The sequence below is a fragment of the Longicatena sp. genome (assembly GCF_982403165.1).
Genome location: NZ_CEVYEL010000049.1, coordinates 1 through 18196 on the forward strand (window position 1 = coordinate 1; position 18196 = coordinate 18196).

The window sequence follows — 18196 nt, forward strand, 5'->3', positions numbered from 1 at the left end:
ATGAGTTTGACGTATTTTTATTTGTGAGGCTATTTCTTATTCGTTACAGCCTCTTTTTTAATATTTCTTAATGCCAATTTTTCCCTTCTGCTTAGCTGTTTTATTGCATATTCTCGTTTACGAGCACTGGCTGCATCCTCACAGGATTCAAAATAATACAACTCCAATGGGCGATGTGCTTTTGTATACTTTGCACCTTTTTTCATAACATGATCATAAAAGCGTTTCCGTAAATTGGTTGTCCATCCACAATACAAAGATTCATCACAGCAACGCAGTAAATACACATAAAAGCCATCTTCATATGGAATTTTAGGTGATGGAACGGACAAAATCGCGGGCTTTTTGTAAATCCGTTTCATCTGGATGAGTTCTTCCCTTCTCATAATTTTTAAGCTGTTCCTGCATATGTACATCATCGGGATGTTCTTTTATCATTTGACGATAACGTGCAATCACAGATTCTTGTACTTTCCCCTGGCATAAGAAATGCCCATACAGTTTGGCATCTTGAAAATGCGTTTCAATGCGTCGTTTGACCATGGTATAATACTCGGAATTATCAGCAGCCCCTAATGTGCCAAATAAGACAATTTTAGCATTTTGCACATGCTCTGCCAACTTTGCGCTGGCTGCATCTAAATCACCTTTATCCACCCAATAACCTAAATAAAGCATATCAAAGTTTTTTAACATGGATACTTTGACATCTTGAATACTCAGTAATTCTGCATCTTCGATTTCATTAGCAAATACTTCTGCTAATTTTCGAGTGTTTCCAGTAGCACTGGAATAAACAATCAGTGACTTCATCTTAAAGCACTTCCTTTCTTAACGAATCGGTACGACGCTTGCTAAACCGCCAAGACTTGTCTCCTTTAATTCTAAAGCAATCTTGCGTCCAGTATAATTCATGGTGTTTACGACCATATCAAAGCTGACCTTATGTTCTCTGACATTACAGATGCTTTGCGCTAAAATAGCTGCATCCATTGCTCTAAGAACTCCTACAGCATTACGTTCAATACAAGGAATCATAACATATCCGCCGACAGGATCACAGGTTAAACCAAGATGATGTTCAATGCCGATTTCTGCCGCATATTCTATTTGGGAACTGCTTCCTCCGCGAAAATATGCCACCATAGCCGCCCCCATTGAAACAGCAGCACCAATTTCTGCCTGACATCCTCCTTGTGCACCAGATATCGTCGCATTTTCCTTAATTAAATTGCCGAATAAACCAGCAATTTTCAAACCATTACGAATGCATTCACGGGAATACCCCAAATTTTTATGGTAATAGTATACCAAAGAAGGTAAGATACCACTGCTGCCTAGCGTTGGTGCCGTAACGGTAATACTGCCACCAGCATTTTCCTCACTGGCACTATATGCATATGCACACAACAATAATTTTTCTTTTTCCACAGCACTTTTGCATTCATCTGCCTGTTCCTTTAATTCTTTTGCTATCCGTTTTAAATGCAGATCGCCTGGTAAGACATCTTCTTTCTGTAAACCACCATCAACCGTTTTGATCATCTGATCCATGATCTTATCCATATAATCACCTAAGGGATCAAACATATTGACATACTCCCATAATTCCATTGCATGGGCTTCACAATATTCTAAAATATCTTTTAGAAAATGATGCGGATAAACATCCTTTCCTTCATTACTTGTTTCTCCTTCAACACGAATTGCTCCACCACCAATTGAATACACAATCATATCCCCAATTTCCTGATTCTTTTCATCAAAAGCAATCAAGCGCATGGTATTGGGATGCTTTAAATCTTTTTTATTCTTGAAAAACACCAAACATGCTTTAGGTTTCATCGTTTCCATAATGATAGCATCTGTTAAATGTCCCTTTCCCGTCAAGGATAAAGAACCATAGAGTTCAACTTCATAATGATGTGCCATAGGATAACGTTTCTGAAATAAACGGCAGGCACGCTGTGGTCCTAATGTATGTGAGGAGGATGGTCCTGGACCAATCCGATATAGTTCTTTTAATGACTTCATATTAAGCTCCTTGCAATTCTAATAAAAACATTTCAAATCCCATTTTTTTATCCAGTAAACCGCCTTTTAATTTCTGATCCAGTGTTGCTAACTTTGCCAACATGCTCATCAGATAAGAAGCGGATAAATTCTGCACACTCTGCATAGCTAATTTTATACGGTATGGATGTGCATGTAATATATCTTTGATCCCATCTTTGGATTCCCCTTGCATCATCAAGGTTTTTACTTCAAACAGAAAACGAAATTGAGATGCTAACAGGGCAATCAGATAAATGGCATCGGTATTAACGACACACAAATCGCACCAAATGCGAAAGGCTTTACGAACATCCTGCTCCACCACCGCATTGACCAACTCAAAAACATCCTCTTCTAACGGTCTGGCTACTAAATGAGCAACCACATCCTGCGTGATATCACCACCATAAAGCTGCAATTTATCAAATGCAGAATGAATGGTTTCCATATCCAGTGGTAATCGTTTCAATAATTCTTGCATGGCCTGTGCATCTACATGCAACTGTCGGCGCTGTATTTCCTCTTTCACACAACTTTGCTTACCGAGATCATCCAGCTTGCGAAATTCTAATACCTTCCAATTTTTTTGAATCAGCTTAATGATTTTTTTGCGTGTATCTAATTTCGCGAAATCACCAATCAGAATTAACACCGTACTTTCCATCGGTTGTTTCACATAATTTTCTAATCCATTGGGATCAATTCCTGTATCATTGGCAGCGGATAAAAAATTTGCATGATAAACAAGAATAATCTTATAGGCAGAGAAAAAAGGAATCGTCATAGCATCCTCTAGGATCGTTTCCAGATCACATTGCAAGGCATCGTATTGAACGGTATTTAATTCATCGCCATCTGCTATATATTCTTTGATGATCGTTTGCAATGTTTTTTTCAAACGAAACTGTTCTTCTCCATACAAGACATAATTCATGCTTATCACCTAGGTAATATTATACCAAATTGCTGCTCAGCCGTCTTGAAAAAACGAAAATATTTACAAATTTTTATTGTAACCCCACCATGTCTTGCACTTATAAGTGGTAAGATACCTTCTTTTTCCATAGCATCCAACACTTCTTGATGAGGATGTCCATAAAAATTATGTCGGCCACTGGATATTAGTGCAAGGGCTGGATGCACTTGATGTAAAAAAGCTGTTGCAGAACTAGTCTTACTGCCGTGATGCCCTATCTTTACGACATCCGCCTCTAATTTAGGATATAGCTGCAATAATTTTTGTTCGCCTTTTATACCTAGATCACCCATAAATAAAAAGGAGGTATCATACAGACGCAGCATCGTAACAATACTATTATCGTTTTCATCTTCACCCTCATAATCTAAAAGAAAAAACTTCATCCATGGTGTTTCCTGTTGTTTTGCCAGCTGTTTATGATCGATAATTTCATCAACATGCATTAATTCTTGCAACTGTGCAACACCACCACTATGGTCCATATCGGCATGTGTCACAATGATCTTATCAAGATGATAAATCCCTTGGGCATGCAAATACGGAACAATAATCTCTTTTGGAATATTTTTCTTTTTATGTCCCATAACATCAATCAAGATAACTTCTTTGTGATAGGGAGTAATAATAAGCGTACAATCGCCTTGTCCAACATCCAGCATCGTAACCGAAGCAAACGGCGAAAGGTAGGGACGTATAAAAAATATAACAAGAAGCAAACATAGGGTAAGACTATCCTTCCAATGTACATAGGAAATATACCGCATTGCTGATAAACACCATAAAATTAACCAAAGGATAGATACACTGCCATACAACGGATAAGAAATCTGCTGTATTAGGCGCAATGCTGCTAACATCCATTGTATCAGCAAAAACAGGTATTCTGTTGCCGGTAGGATAAGCAGCCATGCCAGTACATAGAGAATAGCATAGACTTTACGCAGAAAGGAAAACAGAGCCATTTGCAGCGGATCACATGTATGATAAAACCACATCTGTGCTGGAAAAAGCACCAACATGCCAACTATTTTTTTATTACGCTTTGCGACATGAAACATAAAAACCAGGCGAAAACATACAGGAATCAGTAAAGCAACCTCATAGGCCATAGAAGGCGCTAACAAAATGGTAAAAATCATTGATATACCAAGCGTATCTTTCTCATCAAAATTGGTAAAAAGGCCAGAGATAAGCGAAAAGCAAACTACGCGTAAGATAGAGGAAGATAAAACAGTAAGATAACTCATCCCCATCATTAAAAGAAGTGTAAGCCTATGGGCTTTGGCAAATCCCCATTTGCGTGCCATTCGCTTTGTAAGAAACCGTGATAAAAAAGCAATATGCATACCACTGGATAGCAATAAAAAAGATACTTCTTCTTCATGAATACCATACAGCATGGCTTTTAAAAATTGCTGAATCGCAACATCTTTTGTTTCAATATTGGCATATAATCGATGACGTAACGTAGTCCCTTCTTTGATAAGAGTATAACTTTTTACATTCATACAATATACCATTCCTTTACGTTTTGCCCATGTCGCAAAATGAAACTGTCCCAAATTATGTATACTATCGATTTTCTCATAAGTTCCACGCAATTCTACTACATCATCAAAAGATACCTTTTTCAATCCATATAGTAAAAATCTTCCCTCTTTGTTAGCCCCAATCATATATCCTTGTTTGATTTCTTGTATCTTCACGATACGAGAAGAAATTTCATGCACATCAGACAAACGCTGAATTCTTACAAATACCAGCAAACAAAACACCAGACATATGATTTCTCCTCGATGAAATCGTTTATGAAGAAACCATAGAGCACCCACCAGAAAGAAGAAACTGCTGTATACGGGCAGCCAGCTAAATATAAGGACAATACAGCCAATACATAACCATATGCCCTTCATAAACAAATATGCTCCTTTATTTTATCAAACAATTTATCCCCAATTCCCTTTACCTGTTTCAAATCCTCTAAAGTCTGAAAAGGCATTTGTTTTCGATATTCAACGATACGCTGTGCAATCGAAGGACCAATCCCCGGCAAAGTGTCCAACTCTTCTAGCGTTGCGGCGTTGATGGAAATCTTTGTGATCCTATGTTTTGAGGGTACAACAAGAACACCGTGATGTTCTATATCCATAGTCAGATTTAAACCACTGATATCTGCTTGCTTGGTTAATCCTCCACTTGCTTTTATGGCTTTTTCCACATTCGCATGACGCTCTAATTGGTAGACACCTGGATGCTGTACTTCACCTTTCACTTCCACACTTTTTACAGCACTTTGATAATTACGAACATCTATGACTTCATAACGTTCATAATAAAACAAGAAAAATAAAACACTAAAAAAGATACCTGTCTTTTTCATATAGATCCCTCCATTTAGCTATACGACACAAACAGGCTTTTTCCGTAATAAATTATAAAAAAGATACCCGTATATCTAAAACAGGTATTCTCAATCTTTCAATAGTATAATATAGAAATAGCATTATTATCAAAACGTTCCTATACGCTTAAATTCTTTTATAAAACATAAATGAATCATCTTTTTTGCAGTACTAAAATAGCAGAAAAAAAGCAGAAAACCTGCTTTTTCATACATCGATTACTTCAAATTAACGATTTTAACCTTATAAGGTTCTTCCACATTAGAAACCTCAACAATATCACCCAGCTTATTATCCAACAAAGCAACTGCTAAAGGGGTAATATTGGACAATTTTCCATTTAGTGGATCAGCTTCTATAGAACCAACAATCGTATACGTTTCCTCTTCCTCACTAGAAAGATCTTTAATTGTTACGGTAGAACCTAAACCTACTGTTTTACTACTTGTTTCTTTATCGCCTTCAATGATTTCGGCATTGGCAATCATTGCTTCAAGCTCACGAATTCTAGCTTCTACACGTGCCTGATGGTCACGAGCAGCATCATAATCGGCATTTTCACTAAGGTCACCCTGTGCACGAGCTTCCTGTAATTCTAAAATGACTTCATCACGTACTACATGGATCAGATTATCCTGTTCCTTTAAGAGTTCATCTAACCCTTCTTTGGTTACATAAAACTTTTCGTCTGCCATATTTTCACTCCTATCGTCACATGGTATTATACCACGTTTTCCTGAATAATACTACTTATTTTCGTCATCAACAAATCAATCGCCACCATATTGTGACCCCCTTCTGGGATGATGACATCTGCATAGCGTTTGCTTGGTTCAATGAACAGATTATGCATATCTCTTACCGTACTTGTATATTGTTCAACAACTGACTCTAATGTCCTGCCTCGCTGTTTTACATCACGCAACAAGCGACGTATAAAACGAATATCTGCATCAGTATCAACAAAAATCTTAATATCGCATAAATTACGTAAATCTTCGTTTTCCAAAACAAACAGTCCTTCAATGACAATAACATCACTTGGTTCTATATGCTCAATGCTATGCGAGCGGGTATGTTGAACAAAATCATAGGTTGGTTTTTCTATAGCCTTGCCCATAGTCAGCTCTTTCAACTGTTTTACTAATAAAGCATTGTCGAAAGCAAAAGGATGATCGTAATTCGTTTTTACACGCTCTTCCATCGTCTTCTCGCTTTGATCTTTATAATAATCATCCTGTCGGATAATGACGACGGACTGAGTGTTCTCATAACGATCTTTCAACTGCTGTGAAATCGATGTTTTACCTGAAGCACTGCCTCCGGCTATTCCGATTACAATCGTTTTTTTCATCACATACACCTTCTTATTTATTCAAATGGAACTTTTCTTGATTCTGTAACTGTTCCTCATAAGATTTCGCATAATGAACTTTACCATCGCCATATACATCCGCAACAAAATACAGATAATCACTCTTTGTCGGATGCAAAACGGCTTGTATTGCATCTTCTCCCGGATTTAAAATCGGACCGATCGGTAAGCCTTTATACTTATATGTATTGTATAAGGAATCAATATCCGGATTCACTTCACAGTCTTCTCCACTTGTTAGATCATCATACAATGCATAACATACGGTAACACTGGATTGTAACATCATATCTTTATCTAAGCGATTAAAGAAAACACCGGCAATCAATTGCATATCCTCTTTCGTACTTGCCTCATATTGAACCATACTGGCAAGAGTTAGGATTTCATGCATAGTGAATTTACTGGAAACAATATCCTTTTCATATTTCTGATAGATTTTTTGAAAATGATCCAAAAATGTTTTGGTAATTTCCTTTTCATCCGCATCCTTTGCAAACGTATACGTTTCCGGGAACAAATAGCCTTCCAGTTTCACTCGTGTCTTATCGTTTAAGATATCCTTTGTCAAAAAAGGATATGTCTTCATAAGTTCTTTAAGATAGGTATCATCATTCCACAGTTTTAACAAATTCTTTGCATTTACACCTAGCTTGTGTTGCAATGACTGTGCAATATCTTTCGCCCACATACCTTCCTTAAACGTAATCATCACTTCATTTTGCTTTGCTTTTTTAACATCATTCAAGTTTTCTAAAATCGTTTCTGTATCCCAAGAACGATCCAATGTAAAGACACCAAATTTGATGTCATTCAAGCCTTGCAGTTTCATGCACAGCTTTGCTGCCTGTACATCCTGTATCAATCCAGCTTTTTCCAACTTGTCTAATACAGACGCATTACCTTCGCCTTCTTTTACTTCAAAGATGACTTTTTCTGGTGTGGTTGATGGAGCTTTTAGCTTTGCGGTATACATAGAAAAGGCTGTGACACCAATAACCAAACAGATAATAACAAGGATGGCAGGTATCAGAATCTTCTTATTCTTCAGCGCCTTCATCTTCTTGGAACGCTCCTATCACTTCTTCGATCATCTGCCATTCCTCATCTGTTTCAACCGGCATCAGATTGCCTTCATCATCATAAGCAGAGGCAAAAACCTCTTCTCCTTCATCTTCAGGATCCGCAAACACTACATATTTGCGTCCTTTTTCCTCATCTTCAAATGTGAATAAAATTTCCATTTCTTTTTCATTGCCACTTTCATCTGTGACAAACATCGTATTTGTTTCTAACATTATATCCTCCTGTAGAAAGGGGCTTTTACAGCCCCTGATGATTTCTATCTAGATAGCCTTGTAAAATCTGAACAGCAGCCATCTGATCAATAACTTTCTTGCGCTTCTTGCGGGATACATCTGCACTGATAAGAATGCGTTCAGCTGCAACAGTTGTCAAACGTTCATCCCAAAGTATCACTTCCACACCTAAGGTTTCTAGTTTTTCTTTAAACATGATGGAAATCTCCCCGCGAATACCGACATCTCCATTCATATGCTTAGGCAATCCCAGCACTGCCTTTTTTACCTGAAATTCATCGATGTATTTTTTTATCTGCGTCAAAGCGGAATCATAATCATCCTGTTCAAAACGTATGGTTTCGACGGGACGTGCTATCATCCCTAAGGCATCACTCACACTGACCCCCAATGTACGTGAACCAAGATCAAGTCCTAAGATTCGCATCAATGCTGATCATCTTCCAGATAAGCGCGCACTAACTCTTCAATAATTTCATAGCGCTCTACGCTTTGGATAATGCTGCGGGCATTGTTATGGGAAGAAATGTATGCAGGATCATTGCTGATAAGATATCCGGCCAGCTGGTTCACCGAATTATAGCCACGCTCATCCAACGCTTCCTTCACGACACGTAATACATGCTTGATATTGTCACGCTTTAAATCATCTGATTTAAAAGACATCGTCTCTGTAATATCTCTCATCGTATTACCTCCTTTTTTTATCTTTCTTTCATTTTATCCTATTTTCTATAAAATTGAAACCCTAAGACAGTTTATTTTTAATGAATTCCACGGCTTCATCCACTTTCGTCACATCTTTGCCACCGGCCTGCGCAAGATCTGCTCTTCCTCCGCCTTTGCCATCACAAAGCATTGCTGCCTCTTTTACCAAATCGCCACACTTAATACCATCAGCCACAGCCAATTTATCTGCGCCAGCAACAAATACAACCTTATCGTTGCAAACACTTGCTAAAAAGACTATTACATGTTCTTTTTGTGCTTTGATGGTACTAGCGATATCTTTTAACGCATTAGCGTCAGCACCATCCATGCGTTTGATCAATACATGACGACCATTGCACTCTTTCACCTCATGGATCAATTCATTCGCCTTCAGTGTGAACATCTCACTTTGCAAAGCAGCCAATTCCTTTTTCAGCTGCGCATTTTCATGCAACACTTGTTCTACTTTCGTATCTACATTGACAATACTCTTCATCTTCAGATCATCTGCTATATGACGCAGTGTCTTTTCTTCCGCAGCAAAGTCTTCATAAGCACTATAGCCTGTCTTTGCCGTAATACGGCGGATACCGCTACCAATACTTTCCTCAGAGATAATCTTGCATATACCAATTTCCTGTGTGTTATTTACATGACAGCCACCACAGAATTCTTTTGACACATCGCCCATTGTAACAACCCGGACAACATCCCCGTATTTTTCATCAAACAATGCGGTAGCTCCGCTTTGCTTTGCTTCTTCAATCGGCATTTCCACCTTACTTACAGGATGATGTTCACTGATAAAGCGGTTTACCAGTTGTTCAATTTCCTTTAACTGCTGCACACTTACCTTTTCAAAGTGTGTAAAGTCAAAGCGTAGATATTCATCACTGACAAAACTACCAGCTTGTTGAATATGATTTCCAACAACTTTCTTCAAAGCACTTTGTAATAAATGTGTACAAGAGTGATTGCTGGTGATAATATCACGTTTTTTATTATCCACTGCCAGTTGCAGCTTGCTGCCAACATGCAAACATCCTTCTTCTATAACAACCTTATGTAAATGCTGTTTATGTGGTGCTTTCACAGTATTGACAATACGGCCTAATGCATCCCCCATAAAGCTGCCACTGTCCCCTATCTGGCCTCCACTTTCCGCATAAAAGACGGTTGTGTCTAAGATGATATCGCCTTCATCAGATATAGCATCCACTTGCTTACCATCTTTAAATAAAGCTATGACCTGTGCATCACATGTTCTTTCATCATAACCGATAAACTTACTATCTTGTGTAAAGGCCATTAAATCTGCTGACTGACTAGACATAGATTCCACATCTTCACGAGCATTGCGGGCACGCTCGCGCTGTTTTTTCATCTCTTCATCAAAGCCTTGCACATCTACTTGATATCCACTTTCTTCTGCTATCTCGCATGTCAATTCTAATGGGAACCCATAGGTGTCATACAACTTAAAAGCCGTCACACCATCCAATAACTTATTATCTTTATTTTTTTCCATAACATCCAGCAATAATTTTTCACCATCTGCCAGTGTAGCATGGAAACGTTCTTCCTCAGCTTTTACCAGTTTTTCAATATAATCAATTTTTTCTTCGATATATGGATAAAAGTCTTTCATGATTTCATAAACAACCGGTACCAGCTTATACATAAAGGCACCTTCAATTTTCAATTTTCTGCCAAAACGAACAGCTCGGCGTAAGACACGGCGTAACACATAGCCACGTCCTTCATTGGCGAATAATGCACCATCCGCTAACGCAAAGGTCACGGTACGGATATGATCCGCTATAACACGAAACGCCATTTTGTTTTCAGCATCTTCATAACGCATGGACGTATATTGTTCACATGCATGAATAAGCGGCAAGAATAAATCGGTATCAAAATTAGTTTCACCATTTTGCACCAAACAGGTCAAACGCTCTAATCCCATACCGGTATCAATGTTTTTCTGTGGCAATTCTTTATAATCCTTGCGTGCAACTCCTTCTTTGGCATCAAACTGAGAAAAGACATTATTCCAGACTTCAATATAGCGGTCATTTTCCATCTCTTCAAAAAACAGTTTTTCACCCAGTCCTTCTGGATCATATGCTTCCCCACGATCATAGAAGATTTCCGTATCCGGTCCACATGGTCCTTCTCCGATTTGCCAAAAGTTATCCGCTGTTTTTAAGATGTGCGAAGGATCCACACCAATTTCGTTTGTCCAAATATCATATGCTTCTTCATCATCAATATACACCGTGATATACAAACGATCTTTATCAAAACCAATATACTCTTCACTAGTTAAAAATTCCCAAGCAAAATGAATTGCCTCTTTTTTAAAGTAATCCCCAATTGAAAAATTACCGAGCATTTCAAAAAAGGTGTGATGACGTGCCGTCTTACCAACATTTTCAATATCATTTGTACGAATAGATTTCTGAGCATTGGCAATTCTTGGACATTCCGGTTTCACTGTTCCATCAAAATATTTCTTTAACGCCGCAACTCCGGCATTGATCCATAACAAAGTAGGATCATTGTGAGGAATCAGACTAGCGCCTGGTTCAATCATGTGTCCATGTTTCTTAAAGTAATCAAGAAACAGTTGTCGTATCTGGTTACCTGTTAAATTTTTCATGTCAACTTCCTCCTTAAGCATAAAAAAACGTTCCTTATCCAGGAACGCAATCATCATTACGCGGTACCATCCCGGTTCACTTTCACTGAAAGCACACCTTACTTATCATCGTTAACGCCGATGTTCTCGCGAAAAGCTCCAAAGCAGCCTTCCATCCATCCTGACACGAAAACTTCCACCTTCCGTTTTCTCTCTATGCCGCAGCAGGGATGTACTCCTCTTCTTCTACGCTTTTTTATTCCTTCGCTATTATAACAAATTCTTATTTTACACGCAAGCCATTCTCACACGATTATCATTCATCATGAATTTCGTCACTGCATACTACCATCGCAAATATCATGGTATTGTCTCCTCTGCCATCACTTCATCAAAATCTCGCCAGATGTCTTCCCATTCTCCTACCTTATCACTTGTTTTCGAATGCAGATAGCTGCGGAAAACGATTTGGGCTACAGCCGCAAAAATAGGGGATAATATCACACCTATGACACCAAAAAAAGCATCCGATATAAAAATAAAGACAAACGTTAACAGCGGTCGTACGTTCATAGTGCGATTAAAGATCAAAGGCTGGATAATATTAGATTCTATCTGTTGAATACTCCAGACGATGAAAAACATCATCCATGGGTAATGGTCATAATGTAAAGCTGCTACGGCTGCTATTAAGATAAGCCCTAAAGTAGCTCCAACATAAGGAAATAAATTTAACAATGCCAAAATCATAGCATAGAGTAAAGCATTTGGAAAACGATAAAGACTTAAGACAATCCCGACACTGACAATAATGAATAAAAGATCTAGCATGGTGCCTGCCAAATATTGATAAATGATATTGCTCAGCGTATGATAAAAAGTCGCAACCCGTGTTACATTTGGTACTATTTTCTTTGCTGTACGTTTCCAAAAATCCATATCGATGGAAATAAAGAACGCAATAATATACGCAATACCATAGTCCGTTAAAGTGTCAATGACACTTTTTGCTGAATCTATTGCTATTATATACCCTTCCTGCATATAATTTTGCTTTAGCGTTTTCAAATTGTCATACGCAATATGATGTTGTTTTAAAAAGCCTTCCAACTGTTGCAGCCATCGTGGGACAAGTTGTGCCAACTCGAGCGCCTGTTGATACAACAAAGGTAATAAAACAGCTAAAAATGCACCTAGAATCGCCAACAAGCCAATATAAACTAACATTACACTGACCTTTAAAGAAAATTTTTGTTGTACTCGATCAATGATTGGCTGAAGGAAAAAAGCTAATAATACACCACTTAGAATAGGTAAAAAAGCACGATAAATAGCAGCTAACCATGCATCTAATGCCAATTGTTTAATAATTAATAGCAAAAGAAAGATACATGCTAAGCAAGGAAGAAGCTGTTTCGCATGAAACAATATTCGTTCATATCGTTGTTTCATAAAAGAAAAACCCCATTCGTGGGGTTAATCCAAATCCATACAATCACAAATTTGATCCATCGCCTTATGGTAATTCTTTTTCATTTTCTTCTCAGCTTTTTTTGACTGATGACAAAGATCCTCAATTTCCTCATCTTTCATATAGCCAAGATATAAACCCATTAAAAATCCCATAACGGCAGCACCTAAACATTTGTTCATGCGTATCACTCCTTCTTACACATCTAGTATGGTAAGCTTTGATGAAGTTATGCATGAAACAATTTGCGAATTCGCATTTCTAAGGTGCTATTACGCTGATGACGTTCTTTGCGTGTTACCGCTTTATGTAACATATCACGCTCTCCCAATAAAACAAGACTTTTCTTCGCCCTAGTAACTGCGGTATATAATAAGCGCTTGCTCATCATATAGGCATATTCTGAAACAATTGGCAAGATAACAATGGGATATTCACTGCCTTGTGCTTTATGAATGGAAATACAAAATGCATGGGTAATATTATATAGCTGTTCATTGCTATATTCCACCATGATACCATCAAAATCAACAAGTAATTGATGCTTCTGTCCTACACTTTCAGAAGCATAAGCGATATCTACAATTTCTCCAATATCACCATTATACACCTCATCTTCGGGCTGATTTTTCAGTTGCAAGACCTTATCACCCACACGAAAGATGCGATAGCCAACTTTTAGTTCTCGTTTATGAGCTGTTGAAGGATTCATCATTTTTTGTAAAGCATTATTCAAAGCATCAATTCCGGCTACCCCTCCATACTTTGGAGCTAACACCTGAATATCCTTTGATTCATAGCCTTTTTCTAAAGCATTGGCAACAATACGAACAACCAAGTCACGCACTTCATAATTCTGCGCATCAAAAAAGGCAATGTCTTTAGCATAATCTAATACTGTAATCTGTTCTTCTCGTATTTCATGAGCAAGCGCAATCACATCACTTCCCTCACTTTGACGAAATATTTTATGCAAGCGAGTGACGGCAAATTGTTCACAAGCAATCAGATCTTTTAATACGCTACCACATCCAACACTTGGCAATTGATCCTCATCTCCGATGATCAAGATTTTCTTTACTAGTTTTGAAGCTTTTAAAAGATTATAAAACAACCATTGATCCACCATGCTGAACTCATCAATGATCAGCAAATCACATTGCAATGGTTCTTTTTCATTCACCAAGAAGGTATTCGATTCTAAATCCCAACGCAATAAACTATGAATCGTAGTAGCATTACAACCACAAAGCTCACTCAAACGTTTAGCAGCTCTTCCTGTTGGTGCACATACAGCAATTACATCATTTGGATAATGCTGTTTATAAAGCGTTAAAACACCTTGGACAATCGTTGTTTTACCAGTACCAGGTCCTCCTGTCAAAATTGAAAAGGAATGCGCAAAAAACGTAAGAATGGATTCTTTCTGTCTCTCCTCATATTGTATGTGTAATGTTTGTTCCAACTCTTCCATGTCTTGCATGAGTTCTTCTTTTAAAGTTGGTTCTTGTTCTTCAAAAGGAAACATTGCCAAAAAAGCAGCAATACCTGTTTCACTATCATACTGTGTATGGTGATAGATTCGCTCCTCTTCTCTATGTATGAGAAATTCTTTTGCCAATTCATCTAAGTAAGAAGACAAATCTACATCTTTAAACTCTTTTTCAACACGCTTTGTCAAATCCTCAGTAGTCACAAAAGTATCGCCACTCGCCATGCACATCTCCAATATCATAGACAATATAGCAGCTTTGATACGGTAGGGATGATTTAATCCAAAAGATAGCTCCTGTGCTAATTTATCAGCAGTCTTAAAACCTATACCATCAATTTCTTCAATCAAGCGATAAGGGTTTTCTTTAATAAGGGCAACCGCCTCTTGCCCATACTTTGCCTCAAATTTCATGATATTGCGGACACTGATACCAAAACGAGTAAAGAAAAAAGTCGTATCATCAACATCATCATGTTCATGAATTCCATCTAAAATAACTTGGCGTTTTTTAGGCGTAAAGGATGGTATCTGTAATAAGACTTGCTCATCCTCTTTGATTCGTTCAATGACATTTGGCCCTAAAGTCTCTACTAAGAGCTTAGCGCTCTGTTTTCCAATGCCCGGGAATAAAGAACTTGCAAAAAAACGAATTAAACTCTCATCATCCTGTGGCATGACTTTTTCATATGCTTTTACCTGAAACTGCATACCATAACGAGGATGATCTACATAACTGCCATGTAGACGGTAAATAACTTCTTCCTGTAATTCTCGAAAGAAACCTGTAGCGATAAAATCTTCTTCATTCGCATCATAGGTTATAAATTTACCAACAGCATATCCATTTGCCTCATTATAAAATATCGTATGCAGCAGTTTTGCCTCTAAAATCAGTTCTTCTTCCATTATGGCCTCCTTACATTATAATGTTAAAAACAAAGAAAGGATAGCAAGAATATTGTTGCACATATGTACCCCTGTACTAACGATAATGGAATTGCTTTTTTCATACCCATAAGCTAAAACAAGACCAATACCAGTATATAGAAACAGATATGTCACATCCGTGAAATTCCCTTCGATAAGAGAATCCATGATATGGATAAAGCCAAAGAGAAAGGAGCTGATCAACATTGCCCAACTGAAAGATACACGTGAGCGTAAACATGTAAAAACACCACCACGAAAAATGGTTTCTTCAACGATCGGCGCAAAGATCACACTAGAAAAAATCGTAAAAGCCGGAGCAACAATAGCGTTCTCGGCAATAACTTTTTGATTTTCACTATCCCCTGTCTGAGTGATGATACTTACCAAGATATTTAATATATAATTTGCCATAACCGTAAGAAATACAAGTGCAAAAATCATAGGTAAATATTTTTTCCAATTCGCTTTGAATTGTAAAATGGAATCCAGCCAAATCGGCTTTGCGACCCAAATAACAAAAACCATAATCATGACATAAGACACAACGGAAATAGGAATGTTAAAGGTTGTTGCTTGCGGATCCACCATTAAGGTTAAAACCGTTAATATCCGTGGTAACAAATACGTATAACCAACAAAATAGAAAAGTAATAAAAGGATACAGCGCGTAGAGGAAAGATGTTTCATATTAGTTTTTTCCATGGGCTACATGCTCCTCTATTTTTTTCTGCATACTGATACCATCACAGAAAACCTCTTCAATGACACCACCGCCTAAGCATTCTTGACCATCATAAAAGACAGCTTCTTGTCCACAGGTAACACTAGCCACACCTTGTGGATAGCATACAAGAACGGTTGTTTCATCAATAAACTGTAAAGATATCTCATGATCTTGTTGACGATAGCGGAATTTTGCAGTACATGCATATTCGTTTTCTGGTTTATGCGGGCGCAGCCAATTCACGCCAGATACAATGCAACTAGTAGAATATAACCAGTCTTTTTCATTTCCATTGGTCACATACAGAATGTTTTTATGTACATCCTTACCTACTACAAACCATGGGCCTTTATTACCACCAATACCTAATCCTTTTCGCTGCCCTATCGTATAATATAAAACCCCGATATGACGACCAATTACTTCTAATGAATGAATATCAACGATATCACCATCTTGACTTGGTAAATAATTTTGTAAAAACTCTTTAAAATTACGTTCTCCAATAAAACAAATACCCGTAGAATCTTTCTTAGTAGCTACACTTTCTAATTCAAGTTTCTGTGCAATTACACGAACTTCTGCTTTATTCAAATTACCGATTGGGAATAATGCGTGTGCTAATGCATCTTGAGAAACCTGGCAAAGAAAATATGTCTGATCTTTATTTGAATCAGCGCCACGTAACATACGGCTATATAAAGGTGTGTGTTCCACCTGTGCATAATGTCCCGTTGCTAAAATATCAAACCCCAGTTTTCTGGCATATTTCATGAATGCATCAAACTTGATATATTTATTGCATAAAATATCTGGATTGGGTGTTCTCCCTTTTTGATATTCATCCAAGAAATACGTAAATACATTATCCCAATATTCCTTTACAAAATCCACCCGCAATAAAGGAAGTCCTAGCTTATCTGCGACAGCTTTTGCATCAAGGTAATCCTGCTCCTGCGGGCATACATCATCTTGAATCGTAGGATTTCCCATAATATCATTATTGGCAAATGAATCCCAATTGCGCATGAATGCACAGGTTACATCATAACCCTGCTCTTTTAAAATATAAGCGGCAACGGCAGAATCCACGCCGCCTGATAAACCTAATAATACCTTTTGTGCCATTTTCATCACCATTTCTTTTATCTTTATATATTAAGGATTTCAATGAAAGTTATACCACATTAAACGCGAAAAAGCCAGTCATCCTTGTAAGATATAAATTTTCTGACAAACTATCATAAAATTTGGTTATTTTTTACGAGTTTTCCAGATAAACATTAAAATAGATTGTACAGTATGTGAAATTATGTTAAAATACTAACACATAAAAATCTTATGATAGAATATTTATGTTACTATGAAGACGAGGAGAAAAAAACGTATGAAAAAATTATTAGCTTGCTTATGTGTTGTCACTTTATTAGCCGGATGTGGCGGAAGTGGTAACAAATCAGAATCAAAAACTTGCAGTATTACACAAAATGGTATGACGTTAGCTGCAACATTCAACGCAAAAGATGATGAAATCAAAACTGCTGACATGAATGTAACGGTACCTGCTTCTGCTTTAGGTGGTGTTGATCTTAGTACACTGTCTGATGATCAGAAAAAAATGATGCAGACACAGTTAGAATCATCTTTGGGAATTAAAGAAGATGATGGTATGAAAGTATCTTTCGACTTTAAGGATAAAGATATTGTTGTAAAAATCAATATGGATTTCACAAAGACAGACAGCAGTTCACTGAAGAAATTTGGCTTTGGTAGTGATACGGACATGTCTTTGAAAAACACTGTAAAACAAGCAGAAAAACAGGGAGCTACTTGTAAATAATCCATTCACTATAAGATAGTCTCAAAAAGATTCCTCATGGGGAATCTTTTTTCTATTTGTTAAATAACTATTTACCAATGATCATTGAATAATCTTCTAACTCTCATTTGAAAACTTAAATCAATACCGTTCAAATTTTTTATATTGCAAACTCATAATAATATGAGAAGGGGTTCCTCACATAAGGAATGTGTTTAGGTTTCTTTCTCTATATAGAAAAAAACCTGTCCTTCTCAGAACAGGTCTTCCTACCT

Annotated in this window: 19 protein-coding genes and 1 other annotated feature; of the genes, 1 reads left to right on the top strand and 18 read right to left on the bottom strand. The window is 37.4% G+C overall.

Annotated elements, in window-relative coordinates:
- Window positions 1-29: 29 nt before the first annotated feature.
- The 18 genes from AC1VS3_RS10140 to mnmA all read right to left on the bottom strand — a co-directional run bounded on the left by AC1VS3_RS10140 (window position 30) and on the right by mnmA (window position 17230).
- A complete protein-coding gene (locus AC1VS3_RS10140; protein ID WP_017144642.1) occupies window positions 30-287 on the bottom strand; it encodes a GIY-YIG nuclease family protein in 258 nt (85 codons plus the stop codon).
- A gap of 25 nt (window positions 288-312) precedes the next feature.
- Window positions 313-813 carry a flavodoxin family protein BilS gene (gene bilS, locus AC1VS3_RS10145; protein ID WP_008688714.1) on the bottom strand — a complete coding sequence of 167 codons (501 nt, stop codon included), beginning with the start codon at window positions 811-813 and terminating at the stop codon, window positions 313-315.
- A gap of 18 nt (window positions 814-831) precedes the next feature.
- Window positions 832-2034, bottom strand: a complete 1203-nt coding sequence (locus AC1VS3_RS10150) for an L-serine ammonia-lyase, iron-sulfur-dependent, subunit alpha (protein ID WP_008688715.1) — start codon at window positions 2032-2034, stop codon at window positions 832-834.
- Window position 2035: 1 nt separating this feature from the next.
- Window positions 2036-2989: a DNA polymerase III subunit delta gene (gene holA / locus AC1VS3_RS10155; protein WP_008688716.1), complete on the bottom strand. Its 954-nt coding sequence runs from the start codon at window positions 2987-2989 to the stop codon at window positions 2036-2038.
- A 5-nt stretch (window positions 2990-2994) separates the two neighbouring features.
- Window positions 2995-4947: a ComEC/Rec2 family competence protein gene (locus tag AC1VS3_RS10160; protein WP_008688718.1), complete on the bottom strand. Its 1953-nt coding sequence runs from the start codon at window positions 4945-4947 to the stop codon at window positions 2995-2997.
- Window positions 4944-5414, bottom strand: coding sequence for a ComEA family DNA-binding protein (locus AC1VS3_RS10165; protein WP_008688720.1), 471 nt, complete (start codon window positions 5412-5414; stop codon window positions 4944-4946). Before AC1VS3_RS10165 ends, AC1VS3_RS10160 begins: the two co-directional genes overlap by 4 nt.
- Window positions 5415-5654: 240 nt before the next feature.
- Window positions 5655-6131 (bottom strand): transcription elongation factor GreA, encoded by a 477-nt coding sequence (gene greA, locus AC1VS3_RS10170; RefSeq protein WP_008688722.1) that lies wholly within the window; start codon window positions 6129-6131, stop codon window positions 5655-5657.
- A 26-nt stretch (window positions 6132-6157) separates the two neighbouring features.
- Window positions 6158-6790, bottom strand: coding sequence for a uridine kinase (gene udk, locus AC1VS3_RS10175; protein WP_008688724.1), 633 nt, complete (start codon window positions 6788-6790; stop codon window positions 6158-6160).
- A gap of 13 nt (window positions 6791-6803) precedes the next feature.
- Window positions 6804-7871: an endolytic transglycosylase MltG gene (gene mltG, locus AC1VS3_RS10180; RefSeq protein WP_008688726.1), complete on the bottom strand. Its 1068-nt coding sequence runs from the start codon at window positions 7869-7871 to the stop codon at window positions 6804-6806.
- Window positions 7852-8109 (bottom strand): DUF1292 domain-containing protein, encoded by a 258-nt coding sequence (locus AC1VS3_RS10185; RefSeq protein ID WP_008688727.1) that lies wholly within the window; start codon window positions 8107-8109, stop codon window positions 7852-7854. Before AC1VS3_RS10185 ends, mltG begins: the two co-directional genes overlap by 20 nt.
- A gap of 25 nt (window positions 8110-8134) precedes the next feature.
- Window positions 8135-8557 carry a Holliday junction resolvase RuvX gene (ruvX, locus tag AC1VS3_RS10190; RefSeq protein ID WP_008688729.1) on the bottom strand — a complete coding sequence of 141 codons (423 nt, stop codon included), beginning with the start codon at window positions 8555-8557 and terminating at the stop codon, window positions 8135-8137.
- On the bottom strand, window positions 8557-8817 hold the full coding sequence (locus tag AC1VS3_RS10195) for an IreB family regulatory phosphoprotein (protein WP_008688731.1): 261 nt from the start codon (window positions 8815-8817) through the stop codon (window positions 8557-8559). The genes ruvX and AC1VS3_RS10195 overlap by 1 nt, the downstream gene beginning before the upstream one ends.
- 61 nt (window positions 8818-8878) lie before the next feature.
- Window positions 8879-11560: an alanine--tRNA ligase gene (gene alaS / locus AC1VS3_RS10200; protein WP_008688733.1), complete on the bottom strand. Its 2682-nt coding sequence runs from the start codon at window positions 11558-11560 to the stop codon at window positions 8879-8881.
- Window positions 11541-11740 (bottom strand) — a binding site (T-box leader). Its footprint overlaps the gene before it by 20 nt.
- A 102-nt stretch (window positions 11741-11842) precedes the next feature.
- Window positions 11843-12934: an AI-2E family transporter gene (locus AC1VS3_RS10205; RefSeq protein WP_008688736.1), complete on the bottom strand. Its 1092-nt coding sequence runs from the start codon at window positions 12932-12934 to the stop codon at window positions 11843-11845.
- Between the two features lie 24 nt (window positions 12935-12958).
- Window positions 12959-13135 (bottom strand): hypothetical protein, encoded by a 177-nt coding sequence (locus AC1VS3_RS10210; RefSeq protein ID WP_008688737.1) that lies wholly within the window; start codon window positions 13133-13135, stop codon window positions 12959-12961.
- Between the two features lie 47 nt (window positions 13136-13182).
- Window positions 13183-15354 (bottom strand): SF1B family DNA helicase RecD2, encoded by a 2172-nt coding sequence (recD2, locus tag AC1VS3_RS10215; protein ID WP_008688739.1) that lies wholly within the window; start codon window positions 15352-15354, stop codon window positions 13183-13185.
- Between the two features lie 15 nt (window positions 15355-15369).
- Window positions 15370-16080 carry a CPBP family intramembrane glutamic endopeptidase gene (locus tag AC1VS3_RS10220; RefSeq protein ID WP_008688742.1) on the bottom strand — a complete coding sequence of 237 codons (711 nt, stop codon included), beginning with the start codon at window positions 16078-16080 and terminating at the stop codon, window positions 15370-15372.
- On the bottom strand, window positions 16067-17230 hold the full coding sequence (gene mnmA, locus AC1VS3_RS10225; protein ID WP_008688744.1) for a tRNA 2-thiouridine(34) synthase MnmA: 1164 nt from the start codon (window positions 17228-17230) through the stop codon (window positions 16067-16069). The genes AC1VS3_RS10220 and mnmA overlap by 14 nt, the downstream gene beginning before the upstream one ends.
- 259 nt (window positions 17231-17489) lie before the next feature.
- On the opposite strand from mnmA, the gene AC1VS3_RS10230 reads away from it, so the two are divergent.
- Window positions 17490-17942, top strand: a complete 453-nt coding sequence (locus tag AC1VS3_RS10230; protein ID WP_008688746.1) for a DUF1307 domain-containing protein — start codon at window positions 17490-17492, stop codon at window positions 17940-17942.
- Window positions 17943-18196 lie beyond the last annotated feature (254 nt).

Excerpts from the sequence above, each read along its gene's own strand:
- bilS (WP_008688714.1), bottom strand. The coding sequence starts at position 813 with ATGAAGTCACTGATTGTTTATTCCAGTGCTACTGGAAACACTCGAAAA.
- AC1VS3_RS10150 (WP_008688715.1), bottom strand. The coding sequence starts at position 2,034 with ATGAAGTCATTAAAAGAACTATATCGGATTGGTCCAGGACCATCCTCC.
- holA (WP_008688716.1), bottom strand. The coding sequence starts at position 2,989 with ATGAATTATGTCTTGTATGGAGAAGAACAGTTTCGTTTGAAAAAAACA.
- AC1VS3_RS10160 (WP_008688718.1), bottom strand. The coding sequence starts at position 4,947 with ATGAAGGGCATATGGTTATGTATTGGCTGTATTGTCCTTATATTTAGC.
- AC1VS3_RS10165 (WP_008688720.1), bottom strand. The coding sequence starts at position 5,414 with ATGAAAAAGACAGGTATCTTTTTTAGTGTTTTATTTTTCTTGTTTTAT.
- greA (WP_008688722.1), bottom strand. The coding sequence starts at position 6,131 with ATGGCAGACGAAAAGTTTTATGTAACCAAAGAAGGGTTAGATGAACTC.
- udk (WP_008688724.1), bottom strand. The coding sequence starts at position 6,790 with ATGAAAAAAACGATTGTAATCGGAATAGCCGGAGGCAGTGCTTCAGGT.
- mltG (WP_008688726.1), bottom strand. The coding sequence starts at position 7,871 with ATGAAGGCGCTGAAGAATAAGAAGATTCTGATACCTGCCATCCTTGTT.
- AC1VS3_RS10185 (WP_008688727.1), bottom strand. The coding sequence starts at position 8,109 with ATGTTAGAAACAAATACGATGTTTGTCACAGATGAAAGTGGCAATGAA.
- ruvX (WP_008688729.1), bottom strand. The coding sequence starts at position 8,557 with ATGCGAATCTTAGGACTTGATCTTGGTTCACGTACATTGGGGGTCAGT.
- AC1VS3_RS10195 (WP_008688731.1), bottom strand. The coding sequence starts at position 8,817 with ATGAGAGATATTACAGAGACGATGTCTTTTAAATCAGATGATTTAAAG.
- alaS (WP_008688733.1), bottom strand. The coding sequence starts at position 11,560 with ATGATGATTGCGTTCCTGGATAAGGAACGTTTTTTTATGCTTAAGGAG.
- AC1VS3_RS10205 (WP_008688736.1), bottom strand. The coding sequence starts at position 12,934 with ATGAAACAACGATATGAACGAATATTGTTTCATGCGAAACAGCTTCTT.
- AC1VS3_RS10210 (WP_008688737.1), bottom strand. The coding sequence starts at position 13,135 with ATGAACAAATGTTTAGGTGCTGCCGTTATGGGATTTTTAATGGGTTTA.
- recD2 (WP_008688739.1), bottom strand. The coding sequence starts at position 15,354 with ATGGAAGAAGAACTGATTTTAGAGGCAAAACTGCTGCATACGATATTT.
- AC1VS3_RS10220 (WP_008688742.1), bottom strand. The coding sequence starts at position 16,080 with ATGGAAAAAACTAATATGAAACATCTTTCCTCTACGCGCTGTATCCTT.
- mnmA (WP_008688744.1), bottom strand. The coding sequence starts at position 17,230 with ATGGCACAAAAGGTATTATTAGGTTTATCAGGCGGCGTGGATTCTGCC.
- AC1VS3_RS10230 (WP_008688746.1), top strand. The coding sequence starts at position 17,490 with ATGAAAAAATTATTAGCTTGCTTATGTGTTGTCACTTTATTAGCCGGA.